This window comes from Collimonas fungivorans Ter331 (assembly GCF_000221045.1).
Lineage (GTDB): Bacteria > Pseudomonadota > Gammaproteobacteria > Burkholderiales > Burkholderiaceae_D > Collimonas > Collimonas fungivorans_A.
Window position 1 is genome coordinate 3,687,097 of record NC_015856.1, and the last position, 12,999, is coordinate 3,700,095.

A 12,999-nucleotide genomic window follows, 5' to 3' on the forward strand; every position below is an offset into this window, starting at 1 on the left:
GAATGCAGCTTGAGATACACTGGGCACGGGTCGAAGCATCGAGACAGCACACCAATGACAGGATTAAAAATGAATGAATCCACCGAATTCGAATATGTCGGATTCTGGCTGAGAGTCTGGGCCAGCCTGATCGACACGGTCCTGCTGCTGGTTGTGATCTTCCCGATACTGTTCGCCATTTACGGACGCGAAGAACTGGCCTCGGGCGTGACGCTGAGCGGGCCGGCGAACATCCTGGTTTCCTACATCCTGCCGGCAGCCGTGGTCATCGCGTTCTGGCGGGCGCGGCAAGCGACGCCGGGAAAGATGGCGATAGGCGCCCGCATCGTCGATGCCAAGACGGGGGGCAAGCCGAGCTTCACGCAGGAGGCGATCCGCTACCTGGGCTACTTCGTTTCAACCTTCCCTCTTTGCCTCGGGCTGATCTGGGTTGGGATCGACAAGCGCAAGCAGGGATGGCATGACAAGATTGCCGGAACTGTTGTGGTACGACGTAAAAATGTTGGCGCGGAGCCGGTCAAGTTTGGCGATTGATGCCGGCTTCGTGCTATCGCGTCGCGCTGGGAAAACACTGTGACGCTATTCTGTCGTGATAACTAAACATCCCTGCATCACCCGCACCTTGACCTTGGTCTGCGGGTTGAAGCCGGCTTCCTTCAGCCAGACGCCATGCAGCCGAATCCATGGTTTTTGGGCGTGAAATTCCGGGTACAGGCCCACGGTAAGCCATCGGTCTCGATGAGCCGTTTTGACACGCGCTGGAGTGGCTGCAGGACTGTCGTCCGCTGCGGATTTGGGTTGAGAAGATGCTTTCGGCAAATGGAACCATTGATTCATTGCGACCTCCGTCTGGTAGCGATCAAGCCGCCTCACGCTTCCTGACGGGAGGGCGGCAAATGGCAGGGCAGGAAGACCGGTACCAAACGCAAACCGGCAGCCCGAGGGCTCCCCGCCATTGCCACCCATAGAGACAAGCAAAGCGTATGCACATGAAAAAACCGCTTGGCGCGGTCTGTGCGCGTTTGGTGATTCAGGCTTCCCAACCTGTTCCCTTCTTTCTCAGGGACGATTCACTATAAACGCCACTTATCGTAATGACAATTATCCGATTTCTTAAATAAACCATCTTGCATTAAATGTCCCCGGCCGATTTAGCGCGACGCCAAGCCAGTTCGGTGCACCTAAGTCTTTGCTTAATGTGCCATTCTAAATTAATTTGCAAAAAAGACAATGTTCTGCAAGGATAGTCCAATAGCAATTTCCTAGGGCAATCAATGGCAATGAGAAAAATTGTTGTTGTGGGCGACACGACCACAACTGGCGGCGTGATCTTGCCGAACGCGAACTCAACTTTTTCTGTAGGCGATGCCGGTCACAAAGTCGCGCTCATCGGTGGGCCGGTCCAATGCCTGGCATGTAAAAGCGTTGGAGTCATAGCCAAAGCTGGCGGGCCGCGTCGGATGAATTTCATGGGCGAAGTCGCATTGGAAAATGATATCGTCATCTGCGGATGCCCTGTGCCGCCCAAGTTAATAGCTAATCTGAATCAAACAACGACCTATGACGACCAAGCGGAGTCTCTTGGGGCTATCGTCCCTGCCATCGGTGCAGGTGCTATAGGCCTAGCTACAAATGAAGATCACCATTTTCAGTTCGATCAGTATTTTCAACTTCACGATGAAAAGACAGGTGAAGTACTGACAGACCGTCTTTATAAAATTCATTATTCTGGAGGCACTGTTGAAGGCCGTTCGGATACATTTGGCTTTACAAGGAAAATCATAGGCAACGATGCCGAGGAAGTGAAAATTGAAATTTTTGGGGAGGGCGTCTAATGCCTTTGCCGTTGGCGCCAATCGTCGTAGTAACAGTTGCAATGACTTTGCGAAGTGACACGAAACCCGTAAAAATCTATCTCAAGAAGCCAAGAGGTACATTGTATTGGGGTGGAGCCGGCCTCAATGGTCCGTATATCAATGACCAGATTCAGACATTATTGAAAATTGGGATTCAGCACGTGTATCGAGGAGTCAACACAACGGGAAATGAAAAAACCGATGCTCTTTGGACCGCAACCACCTTACGTTATCAAGACACGGATGAATGGACAATTACCAGTGGGCTCGACAATCCAAGCGGACAATTTAATCTCATCGGCTATTCTTATGGGTCGTTACTCGCCGCTCAAACTGCAAATTTCTATGCGAATCAAGGGCACATAGTCGATCATCTTGTGCTGATTGGTTGCCCGATAGATTCCGGTTTTTTAAATTCACTCATAATGAACAAGAACATCAAGAACGTTATTAGAATTAACCTGACTAGTGCTGATGATCCGCTCTATGCAGGGATGTCCGAAGCAGCATTGATTGCAAGTGCCAAAACCTTAATGGATCAAGACACTGCTTCTGGTACCACCAAGGGAATTGGGCATTTCTATTTTCGCCCAGACAGCAAGGAAGGCAGAGATCGCCGGACGGCTCTTGCGAAGTATTTATACGACCAGGGATTAAGATGATGGCGACAACGAAGTACCTGTTTTATATTTTTCCCCTGTACATGATTTATGTATTGGCCAGCAACAGGCAAACGGGATGGGGTTTCAGTTTCGTGTGGTTATTGGAAGTGTTGATCATCCAGGCCCTAATCTCCGCGATAGTTTTCGGGATCATGTGGATGGCGAAGAATAAGCAGCTCCCCGCATTTCGAAAGAACTGTATTTACGCTTTCATTGCGTCAATCGTTGCGGTGTTGCTGGCATTCAGCTTCTAATTTGAAGAGATACTGCTCAAATCAAGAAGCCCTCAAGCAGATTGAGAAATGAAATAGCGAACCTCCGGCCATCACGACCGGCACCAATACGTCAACAATGACGGAGAAGAAAAACTGGGTTTCAGAACCCGTGGTTCCACGCGCGATTAGCTCTTTTCACGGCGGGAAATACGCGGCAACCACTCTTCCGGTAGTAACGGTACAACTGTAAAAACGTTCTCATGTCGGCACTCTTGTAATAAGAAACTGCGATTTGATCGCATTGTTCATCACTTGTAATCCCTGCTATATCGTATTCTCCACAACCCGTATGACAAAAGGATGACATTGGCTGACGCCGGCCGTCTCCTGTTGCAAGAACACGTCAATCCGCTCCAGCCATCCGCAGCGGCTGCATCTGTAAAAACAAACGAGACAGGACCAGCCTGTCTCGTTTGATGAGCATCGCGTCGATTACTTGGGCGCGGCTTCTTTCGCATCCGCCTTGGCTTCCGTAGCGCTTGCCTTGGCCTTGGTTTTCGCCTTGACAGCCTTGTGGTGTGCCTTGGTCTTGGTTTCCTTCGCATCGGCCTTGGCGTCTGCTACTTTGGCGTCCGCCTTGGCAGCGGTTTTTGCTTCCGTTGCATCGGCCTTGACGTCAGCTTTCTTTTCCTTGGCATCGGCCTTGGCTGCCTGGGCAGCGGCGACCGGGGCCGCAGGAGCAGCTGGAGCTGCGGTCTGGGCAAAAACAGAAGTAGCAAACAAACCGGCGATCAGAGTAGCGAGTAATTTATTCATGTGTGCACCTTTAGGTTACGTTGACTTCCTCATATTTCCTGAGGTCTTAAGCTACAAACGCAAGCCGCGAGGATGCTGTTGACCAGTGTTACATACCATTACAACTCAACACATGCTTCCTGTTCATGGAACCTTCTGTTCGGTGGCGGTATAGCCGGGTCGCAACAGCACATTCATGGGATCGCTGTCGTCGATGCTGAAGCGCAAGCGACCGCCGTCGATGCGCACCCGCAGATGGCGGTACCTGGCGAGGTAACGGATTCCTACAATTGCTGCAGCAAAACCCGCGGCGGCGCCGACACCGAGCGCCCAGCGCGGGCCGAAGGTGTCCGCTACCCAACCCACCGCAGGCGCACCGATGGCGGTACCGCCCAGCGCCAAGGCCAGCAGGATCGCCATCACACGTCCGCGCATGGCGGGTTCGGTCGACAGTTGCACCATGCTGTTGGCAGTGGTGTTGAAAGTCTGCGCGGATATGCCGATAAGAATCAGCGCGAGGCCAAAAAGCCAGTAGCTGGGCATGAACGCCGCCAGCGCGCAGCCGAAGCCGAAGACGGCGGCTCCGGCCAGCAGGATCGCGATGCGCGGCTGCGCCCGTCGGGCCGAGAGCAGCGCGCCGGCGACCGAGCCGAAGGCCATGATCGCTGTCAGCAGCCCGTAACGGTCCGCTCCGGCATGGAAGACGGTGACCGACATGGTGGAAATGAAGATCGGGAAATTGAGCCCGAAGGTGCCTATCAGGAACAGCATGAGAAGCACAGTTTTGATATCAGGGCGGCGCCAGACATAGCGAAAACCTTCGAGCAGCCCGCCGCGGGCTGGCGCAGCCCTGCTTCTCAGGTGCAGTTCATCGACACGCAGCAGCCGCAGTGCGCCGATGACTCCGGCAAACGAAACAGCGTTGATCAGGAATACCCAGCCCGAGCCGACGCTGGCAATCAGGACACCTGCGACAGCAGGTCCGATCATGCGCGCAGCATTGAAAGACGTAGAATTTAGCGCTACTGCATTCGACAGCTCGGCTTCAGTCACCAGCTCCGAGACAAACGTCTGGCGTGCCGGCGAATCGAATGCCGTGACGCAGCCCAGCAGGAATGCAAACAGGTAGACATGCCACAGCTGGACCAAACCGCTGACGGTGAGGATGCCCAGTCCAAGGGCCAGCATTCCCATCGCCGCCTGGGTCGCAATCAGGAGTTTGCGCCGGTCCAGGTGATCTGCTGCAAAACCGGTCACAGGCAGCAGCAGCAGATGCGGGCCGAACTGCAGCGCCATCACGATGCCGACGGCAGTCGCATTCTTGTGGGTCAGCTGGGTCAGCACCAGCCAGTCCTGGGCGGTGCGCTGCATCCAGGTTCCGACATTGGAGACCAGCGCGCCGCCGGCCCAGATCCGGTAGTTGAAATTGTTCAGCGAACGGAAGGTGCCTTGCGTCAGGGTGTTCATGCGTCTCCGGGAGAATTGCCGCCGTTGAAACGGCCGAACCTGCGTGCCATGATCACGCCGGCCAGAAGCATGCCCGATCCCGCCGTGACAATGTGCGCCGTGTCGCGCAGATTAAAGTCGCCGGTACGGCAGATCAGCAGATAGGCAATCGCCAGGTTGAGGAAACCCCACAGCACATTCACCGTGGAAGAAGACAAACCCTCGCCGGGCGGTTTGGCGAACGGGCTTTGAAACGGCCGCCCCATCAAACCGCTCACCAGGTGAGGAACGGAGTTGATGAGGAAAATGCCGCCGAAGAAATAAGAGACGCCATGCAGCAACTCCATGATCAGGCGCTCCGTTTCTCAAGGAGATCGATAATCTCCTGGGTGCTGCCGCTTTCGCCCAGCCTCGGAAAAATCCGCGTGGTGCTGTTGATGTGGGCATCGGGATTGGTGTCGGTCATGGCGTCGACCGCGAGGGTGACGTGGAAACCGTGCTCGTATGCCTGGCGCGCGGTTGATTCGACGCCGATGCTGGTGGAAATGCCGGCGATCACGACTTGCGTCACGCCCAGTTTTTTCAGATGCGCATCAAGGTCGCTGCCGGTGAATGCGCCCCAGGTGCGCTTGGTCACGGTATGGTCTTGCGGCTGCTGGTTCAGCTCGGGGACGAAATCGGCCCATCCGGCGGGAAGGTCGCCCAGGTTGCGTCCCTGATCGGTGCGGCCAGGCGCGCCGCCTGTAACGTTGACCAGCACCACCGGCAAGCCACGGCGGCGGAATGCTGCGGCCAGCGCGCTGGCCCGCTGCACCACCTCGCTGGCCGGATGGACGGTGGGATAAGCGACGATGCCGTTCTGCAGGTCGATGACTATGAGTGCTGTCTTTGGATCAAGCATGGTTACTGCCATGGTGTTTTCCTTCTGGTCACGATTCGATGAGGCGTTTGAGCAGCTCGACGCCGGTCGCGAGTTGTTTTTGTTCTGCCTGGGTAAGCTTGCTGCGGATGGCCCGGAACAGCCAGTCATCCTTTGCCGCGCGGGCGGCCTTGATCTTTTCCCGGCAGTCGGCCGTGAGCGACAAGATGGTTTGCCGGCCGTCGTTCGGGTCCGGCACGCCGCTCACCAGTCCGGCTGTCTTCAATACGGCGAGCGTCTCGCCCATCGATTGCGGGCGCATGCCTTGGGCGCGGGCGATGCTGGTCACCGTCGCCGGGCCTTCGCTCTCCAGCCAGACCAGGACTTGCAGCTGGGTCAGGCTGAAATCTCCCAGATGCGACTGTTCGCGCAAGCGCTGGCGCAACTGGCCGATCAATACGCGGATCTCTCCCGCCACCGCCAGGGCGCGGGCGGCTTCGGGATCGTCTGGTCGTTCACTCATGCTCATGCCTTATAGATAGGAAGGAAAACTACAAAGGTTACCTTCATATATGGATAATAGTCCTGCTCCGGGGCGAAGTCAAGAATGAGGATGCGTGGCCGCGACGAGGCCGTCTGGATTAAGCGCTTGCGGCGGAAAGGTGTTCGAGTAGTTCCCGCGCATACTGCGGCAAGGCACCGGCATCCCGCGTGCAAATCGCCAGTTGCCGGGTCGCCCAGGGATCGCTCAGCCGTACCGAGTGAATCGCCATCGAGCGCCGGCAACGCCGCGCCGCCGTCTCCGGCACGATGGCCAGGCCGACGCCGGACGCCACCATGTGGCAGATTACTTCCAGGGTGCGTACGCGCACCCTGAATGAAAGCGGATTGCCGGCCCGCATGGCGTGCTCGTCGAGATAGTTCTGCAAGGGATTGCCGACGCTCAGCCCGACAAACTGGCGGCCGGCCGTGTGCTGGAAGGCGATGCGCTTCTGCTTTACCAGCGGATCGCCGCGCGGCGCCACCAGCACCAGGCGGTCGGTGGCGAAAGGAAAGAGCTGCAGGCTGCCGTGGTCGGCGGTGGTCGAAATGATGCCGATGTCGGCGGTGCCGAGCGACACTGCCTTGACGATGTCGGTGCTAGGCCTTTCCTTCAGGTCGACATCGATATTCGGACGCGCCGCCAGGAACGGCGCCAGCGCCTTGGGCAAGAACTCGGTCATGGCAACCGTGTTGACCCACAGCCGGACATGGGCCTTGAACCCTTTTGAATATTCGCCCAGCTCGCCGCGCATCTGCTCCATCTGCGCCAGCACCAGCCGCGCATGGTGGGCCCAGCGTATCGCCAGCCGGCGTCAGTTCAACGCCGCGCGCGCGGCGCTCCAGCAAAGGCAGGCCGATCAGCTCCTCCATGCCGCGCAGGCGCGCGCTGGCCGAAGGCAGCGACATGTTGGCCAGCGCCGCGCCATGGGTAATGCTGCCGGTTTCCAGAACCAGGAGGAATAGCCGCAGATCGGTCAGGTCGAAGCGAATGTACACGATGCTACCAGCCTGCGAGCCTTAGGCATAGCCTAAGGCTGGATACGGTTCTTGCGCATTGTGCCGGGGCCTCGGATCGAGAAAAATGCAATTAATCCTTTTTGAGATGCCAGCCATGTTCCATTATGACCTGCCACGCTTGTCCGCCATCCTGCTCACCTTCTTTATCGCCGGCACGGTGAAGGGCGTGACCGGCATGGGATTGCCGACCATCGCAATGGGGCTGCTGGGAATCACCATGCCGCCGGTAGCTGCGGCCACGCTCCTGATCCTGCCCTCGTTCGTCACCAATCTCTGGCAACTGCTGGCCGGTCCGGGATTCCTGGCGCTGGCCAGGCGGCTCTGGACCATGATGGCCGGCATCGCCGTCGGCACCATTGCCGGCGCCTGGCTGATGACCAATGACAGCGGCGGCTGGACTGCAATAGCGCTAGGGGTGGTGCTGGTGGTTTACGCGCTGTTCGGATTGGCGGCGCGCCAGCTGTCTGTGCCGACACGGGCAGAGCGGCCGGCATCGCCGCTGGTCGGCCTTGTGACCGGACTGATTACCGGCGGCACCGGCGTGTTCGTGATTCCGGCCGTGCCCTATATCCAGGCGTTGGGGCTGGACAAGGAGGACCTGGTGCAGGCACTGGGACTGTCGTTCACCGTGTCAACCATCGCACTGGCCATCGGCCTGCAGCGGCAAGGCGCTTTCGAGCTGGGCGATATTGGCACATCCAGCCTTGCGGTGCTGCCTGCATTGCTGGGAATGTGGCTGGGCCAGCATGTCCGGCGGCGTGTCAGCCCGGCTACTTTCCGGCGCTGGTTTTTCATCTGCCTGATCGTGCTCGGCCTGCAGCTGGTATTGCGTCCGATTATCTAGATTGCGCAGAAAACCATGCTCGCCGCCCTGCTTCAAACCATAGCCACGCTCGGCATACTGGCAAGTATCGCCGCGCAGCTTGTCTTCTTACGGCACGGCGCAAGCTAGTCCCGATCGCGCCCTATCCCATGCCGCGCCCGCCGTCCTTGGCAGTCGCCATTTCGAACAGGTCGAATACATCGCCGTAGAGGAAGGATTTTTTTACCGGCTGGCCGTATTCGGCAGGATTTTCGAAAGTCAGGATTTTTTGTTCGCAGTCATGCTTGGTCCTGGCAATCACGGCGTCGGTCTTGTCGCCGTCCAGATGCACGGCTACCCAGTAAGTCAGCTTCATCTTTTCTCCCTGCTTCGATTCGGATTGATTGCGTCTTACAGTGCCATATTTTTCGGGATTTGTCTCGGGAGCCGGAACGAAAAAGAGGAATCTCCCCGATGGGAAGATTCCTCTCCTGGACTAACCCGCTGCTTTTAAGCAGGCTGCTGAGGGTCATCGCCCTCCTTGCTTTCGGCTTCTTTATTTTCCAGATGTTCGGTCACCGCTTCCACGCCCTTGTAACCGGCAATGGCGGCAATGCCTTCGGTCAGGATGGAGGCATTCGGATCCAGCTTTTTCACACCCTCGACCGCCACTACCGCACCAATGACTTCTTCCAGGATACCCATGATTTGTTCCTCAAAATATTTGCACAAAAACCGACGGCTGAAAACGCAAGAGACAGGATCATCCTGTCTCTCGCGATGGACGCTGCCTTGATTACTTAGGCGCGGCTTCCTTGACGTCTGCCTTGGCTGCAGCTGCTGGTTCCGCTTTCACCTTGCTGGTGGCTTTGAACGGTGTGTGATGCGTTTTTGCTTTCGTGCCCTTGACCGCGGTTTCGGTGCTTGCTGCGGCTTTGGTTTCAACCTTCGGCGCTTTCACATCTGCCTTCACGTCTGCTTTGGCAGCCGGGGTGGTTGCGCTTGCGGCTACCGAAGCAGCAGGCGCTGCCGGAGCAGCTGGCGCGGCAGCCTGGGCGAAAACAGAAGTAGCGAACAAGCCAGCGATCAGAGTTGCGAGTAATTTGTTCATGTGTGCACCTTTACGTTATCTTGATTACCTCAGGAAAATCCCGAGGGCTTGAGCAGATAACGAGGGCGTTGCGGGAACTGTTGACCGTCCTTACAAACGATTACAATTCGACACATAGGCTCAAGACGTCTGGCGACGCAATGCCAACAGCAGCGAGCCGAATGAAATGAAGGCTGCCCCCACCACGCGGTTAGTCCATTTGGCGAACTGCGGCCGCACCAGCAAGTGCCGGGCGCGGGATGCTACTACCGCGTAACTGAGGTGGGTGCCATACGACAAGCTCATGAAGATGGCCATGAGCACCAGGAACTGCGGCAGCAAGGCTGCCTGGGGATCGATGAACTGCGGAAACAGCGCCGTGAAAAACAAGACCGCCTTGGGGTTGGTGGCCGCTGTCAGGAAGGCTTCGCCATACAGCTTGCGCGGACGCGGAGCAATCCCGGCCTGCCCTGCTTCCGATTCATAAGCGAGTCCGTTCGAGCCGGCGAACAAATGCCGGATGCCGATATAAAACAAGTAAAGTGCGCCGCAAATCTTGACTGCCATGAACAGCATGGCGGACGACTTGAGCAGCACGCCCAGGCCAAGGATAGCCGCGGTCGACAGGCAGAACACGCCGGAAATATTGCCCAGGCCTGACCACATCACCGAGCGCGGCCCATAGGTAGCGCCGTTGCGCAGCGACAGCAGGATCGACGGCCCAGGGCTGAGGATGGACAGCGCCGCGAAGGCGGTATAGGTGAGGATAGTTTGCGTATGCATCGCGCGCCGGAGCCTTTCAAGCGATTGTTGTACCCCGGCCTTGAGCCAGGATCTGTCTAGACACAGGCCAAGTATACGCGGAATGGCGGCCACCGTGTTTCCATGGACCAACCGGCCGCCATTGCCGCGCCTTACCGCCCCGAACGCGTACTGACATCGACCCACACCGCCAGCATCAGGATGCTGCCCTTGACGATCATCTGCCAGTAGGTGTCGACATCCAGCATCGACATGCCGTTGTCCAGGCTGGCCATCACCAGCGCGCCGATCAGCGCGCCGTATACCGTGCCCGAACCGCCGCGCATGGACGTGCCGCCGATGAAGCAGGCGGCAATCGCATCCAGCTCGCCCATGTTGCCGGCCGAAGGTGAACCTGCCGCCAGGCGCGCAGTGTTGACCAGGCCGGCCAGCGCGCACATCACGCCCATGATGCCGAAGATCCACAGCTTCACCGCCTGCACGTTGACGCCCGACAAACGGGTCGCCTCCATGTTGCTGCCGACCGAATAGATGCGGCGGCCGAACACGGTCTGGGTGGTGACGTAGCTGAACAGGCCCAGCAAGGCCAGCAACAGCAGCACCGGCACAGGGATCCCGTCATAAGTGTTGAGGGTGGAGACAAACGCCAGCAGCACCAGGCCGATCAGCAGCACACGCACTCCGTCGCGCCACAGCGGCGGCACCGGCAGCGCGTGCTGCATGCGGTTGCGGCGCTGGCGCCAGGTCAGCGCCAAGGTCAGGATAAACAAGCCGACGCCGAGCACGATGCCGAGCTGCGGCGTCAGGTAACCCTGTCCCAGGTACACCAGATCGCTCGAGACCGGGGCGATGGTCAGCCCGCCGGTGACGCCCAGCAGGATTCCGCGGAACGCCAGCATGCCGCCGAGGCCGACGATGAACGAGGGAATCCGCATGTACGCGGTCAGGTAACCGTTGAACAGACCCAGCGCCAACCCCAGCAGCAGCACCAGGCACAGGTTGAGCGGCAGCGGCAGATGATGGGTGACGTTGAGCACGGCGGCGACCCCGCCCAGCAAGCCGAGCATGGAGCCGACCGAGAGATCGATTTCGCCGCCGATAATCACCAGCACCATGCCGCAGGCGAGGATGCCGGTGATCGACATCTGGCGCAGCAGGTTGGACAGGTTGCGCGGCGTGACGAAACCGCCTTCGGTTTTCCAGCTGAAGAATGCCCAGATGATGGCGATCGCTATCAGCAAGGCCATGATCTTGTATTGCCGGAACAGTTGCTTGATGTTGATAGTACTCATATCAGTTTCCCGTTATTCCCTGCTGCAGCAGCCGCCAGCTGCTGCGACGCCATGTATTGAGACGACTGGTCGATCGCCGCCGCCAGCACGGTTTCCTGGCTCAGGTCGCGGTTGATGAAATTGCCGCGCAGCTTGCCTTCGCCGATGACCAGCACGCGGTCGGAAACGCCCAGCACTTCCGCCAGCTCGGACGACACCATGATGATCGCCACGCCCTGCCGCGCCAGGTCCGCCATCAGCCGGTAGATCTCGGCCTTGGCGCCGACGTCGACGCCGCGCGTCGGTTCGTCCAGGATCAGGACCTTGGGCCGCGCCAGCAGCATTTTGGCCAGCACCGCCTTTTGCTGGTTGCCGCCGGACAGGCTGGTGATCGGCAGGAACGGACTGGATGTCTTGAGCTGGAGGCGGCCTATTTCAGCCTGCACGGTTTTCAGTTCGGCCTCGGCATCGATACGGGTGTTGCGCGAAAAGTTCTTGAGCACCGCCAAGGTGATGTTCTGGCCGACGCTCAGATCGGGCACGATGCCGTGCTGCTTGCGGTCTTCCGGCACCATGCACAGCCCGAGCCGGATCGCTTTCAGCGGCGTACTGGTATCGACTTTCACGCCGTCCAGCCAGACCTCGGCCTGGCTGCGCCCGGGATAAGCGCCGAACAGGGCCGACACCAGCTCCGTGCGGCCGGCGCCGACCAGCCCGGCGATGCCGAGGATCTCGCCGCGCCGCAAAGAAAAGGAAATATCGTCGACGCGTTTACGCTGCGGATTGTCGGCGTCATGACAGGTCACGTGGCGCGCTTCGAACATCACTTCGCCGATCTCGTGCTCCTGGTCCGGATACATGGCGCTGATTTCGCGGCCCACCATCTGCGTGATGATCCGGTCGACATTCATGTCCTGCATCGGCGTGGTGGCGATATGCTTGCCGTCGCGGATCACGGCCACGGTGTCGCACACGGCCGCCACTTCGTCCAGCTTGTGCGAAATATAGACGCAGGCCACGCCCTTGGCTTTCAGGTCGCGGATAATGTCCAGCAATACCGCGATCTCGGAGGCCGTCAGCGACGACGACGGTTCGTCCAGGATCAGCAGCTTCGCCTGTTTGTTAAGCGCCTTGGCAATCTCCACCAGCTGCTGGTGGCCGCCGCCGTAGTTCATCACCGGCAGCGCTACATTGATGTCGGGCATTTTCAGTTCGCGCATCAACTCGGCGGCGCGCCGGTACATGGCGGGATAGTTCATGCGGCCGCCAGGCAGGGTCAGCTCGTGGCCCATGAAAATGTTTTCTGCTACGGACAGTTCCTGCACCAGCATCAGTTCCTGATGGATGATGATGATGCCGGCGGCTTCGGTATCGCGCATCGATTGCGACTGCAAGGGTGTTCCCTGCCACAGGATTTCGCCCTGCCAGCTGCCATGCGGATAAACGCCGGACAGCACTTTCATCAGGGTTGATTTACCGGCGCCGTTTTCGCCGCACAGGCCGAGGCATTCACCGGCCTTGACCTTGATGTCGATGCCGTCCAGTGCGCGCACCGCGCCGAATTCCTTGACGATGCCGCGCATTTCCAGCAAATAGTCGGACATGCTTGCTCCCGCAATTATTGAAGGGAAAACGGCCACGCGGCGGCACGAATGCCGCCGCGGCCGTTTCAGTTCATGCG

General features: G+C 58.5%; 16 protein-coding genes and 1 pseudogene. 4 read left to right on the top strand and 13 right to left on the bottom strand.

Translation table 11 applies throughout. From position 1 onward, the window contains the following. Positions 1-69: 69 nt before the first annotated feature. Positions 70-534, top strand: coding sequence for an RDD family protein (locus CFU_RS16205; protein WP_041742208.1), 465 nt, complete (start codon positions 70-72; stop codon positions 532-534). 45 nt (positions 535-579) lie between these two features. Here CFU_RS16205 and CFU_RS24920 read toward each other — a convergent pair whose 3' ends face one another. Next, complete coding sequence (locus tag CFU_RS24920; RefSeq protein ID WP_190275164.1) at positions 580-837, bottom strand: SymE family type I addiction module toxin; 258 nt, start codon at positions 835-837, stop codon at positions 580-582. Positions 838-1,280: 443 nt separating this feature from the next. On the opposite strand from CFU_RS24920, the gene CFU_RS23400 reads away from it, so the two are divergent. After that, complete coding sequence (locus CFU_RS23400; protein WP_050808620.1) at positions 1,281-1,835, top strand: PAAR domain-containing protein; 555 nt, start codon at positions 1,281-1,283, stop codon at positions 1,833-1,835. Beyond that, the gene (locus tag CFU_RS16215) at positions 1,835-2,518 is read left to right on the top strand and encodes a thioesterase domain-containing protein (RefSeq protein ID WP_041742209.1); all 684 of its coding nucleotides are present in this window, start codon (positions 1,835-1,837) and stop codon (positions 2,516-2,518) included. Before CFU_RS23400 ends, CFU_RS16215 begins: the two co-directional genes overlap by 1 nt. 707 nt (positions 2,519-3,225) lie before the next feature. Here CFU_RS16215 and CFU_RS16225 read toward each other — a convergent pair. From CFU_RS16225 to CFU_RS16250, 6 genes and pseudogenes are all read right to left on the bottom strand, one after another. Further along, on the bottom strand, positions 3,226-3,549 hold the full coding sequence (locus CFU_RS16225) for a hypothetical protein (protein WP_014007119.1): 324 nt from the start codon (positions 3,547-3,549) through the stop codon (positions 3,226-3,228). A 123-nt stretch (positions 3,550-3,672) separates the two neighbouring features. Next, positions 3,673-4,995, bottom strand: a complete 1,323-nt coding sequence (locus CFU_RS16230) for an MFS transporter (RefSeq protein WP_014007120.1) — start codon at positions 4,993-4,995, stop codon at positions 3,673-3,675. Beyond that, a complete protein-coding gene (locus CFU_RS16235) occupies positions 4,992-5,321 on the bottom strand; it encodes a hypothetical protein (protein WP_014007121.1) in 330 nt (109 codons plus the stop codon). Before CFU_RS16235 ends, CFU_RS16230 begins: the two co-directional genes overlap by 4 nt. A 2-nt stretch (positions 5,322-5,323) precedes the next feature. After that, complete coding sequence (locus tag CFU_RS16240) at positions 5,324-5,887, bottom strand: isochorismatase family protein (protein ID WP_014007122.1); 564 nt, start codon at positions 5,885-5,887, stop codon at positions 5,324-5,326. A gap of 16 nt (positions 5,888-5,903) precedes the next feature. Then, positions 5,904-6,362, bottom strand: a complete 459-nt coding sequence (locus tag CFU_RS16245) for a MarR family winged helix-turn-helix transcriptional regulator (RefSeq protein ID WP_014007123.1) — start codon at positions 6,360-6,362, stop codon at positions 5,904-5,906. 112 nt (positions 6,363-6,474) lie between these two features. Then, positions 6,475-7,366, bottom strand: a pseudogene (locus CFU_RS16250) (LysR family transcriptional regulator). A gap of 91 nt (positions 7,367-7,457) precedes the next feature. Between CFU_RS16250 and CFU_RS16255 the strand changes: the two are divergent. Beyond that, positions 7,458-8,237: a sulfite exporter TauE/SafE family protein gene (locus CFU_RS16255; protein WP_238531322.1), complete on the top strand. Its 780-nt coding sequence runs from the start codon at positions 7,458-7,460 to the stop codon at positions 8,235-8,237. Between the two features lie 121 nt (positions 8,238-8,358). On the opposite strand, the gene CFU_RS16260 is transcribed toward CFU_RS16255, so the two are convergent. The 6 genes from CFU_RS16260 to xylG all read right to left on the bottom strand — a co-directional run bounded on the left by CFU_RS16260 (position 8,359) and on the right by xylG (position 12,922). After that, positions 8,359-8,571, bottom strand: a complete 213-nt coding sequence (locus CFU_RS16260; RefSeq protein WP_014007126.1) for a hypothetical protein — start codon at positions 8,569-8,571, stop codon at positions 8,359-8,361. A 134-nt stretch (positions 8,572-8,705) separates the two neighbouring features. Then, positions 8,706-8,900 (bottom strand): hypothetical protein, encoded by a 195-nt coding sequence (locus tag CFU_RS16265; protein WP_041743589.1) that lies wholly within the window; start codon positions 8,898-8,900, stop codon positions 8,706-8,708. A gap of 91 nt (positions 8,901-8,991) precedes the next feature. Further along, positions 8,992-9,306 (bottom strand): hypothetical protein, encoded by a 315-nt coding sequence (locus CFU_RS16270; RefSeq protein ID WP_014007128.1) that lies wholly within the window; start codon positions 9,304-9,306, stop codon positions 8,992-8,994. Between the two features lie 120 nt (positions 9,307-9,426). After that, on the bottom strand, positions 9,427-10,068 hold the full coding sequence (locus tag CFU_RS16275) for a LysE family translocator (protein ID WP_041742212.1): 642 nt from the start codon (positions 10,066-10,068) through the stop codon (positions 9,427-9,429). Between the two features lie 131 nt (positions 10,069-10,199). Next, complete coding sequence (locus tag CFU_RS16280) at positions 10,200-11,339, bottom strand: sugar ABC transporter permease (RefSeq protein ID WP_014007130.1); 1,140 nt, start codon at positions 11,337-11,339, stop codon at positions 10,200-10,202. Then, a complete protein-coding gene (xylG, locus tag CFU_RS16285) occupies positions 11,336-12,922 on the bottom strand; it encodes a D-xylose ABC transporter ATP-binding protein (protein ID WP_014007131.1) in 1,587 nt (528 codons plus the stop codon). The genes CFU_RS16280 and xylG overlap by 4 nt, the downstream gene beginning before the upstream one ends. Between the last annotated feature and the right edge of the window lie 77 nt (positions 12,923-12,999).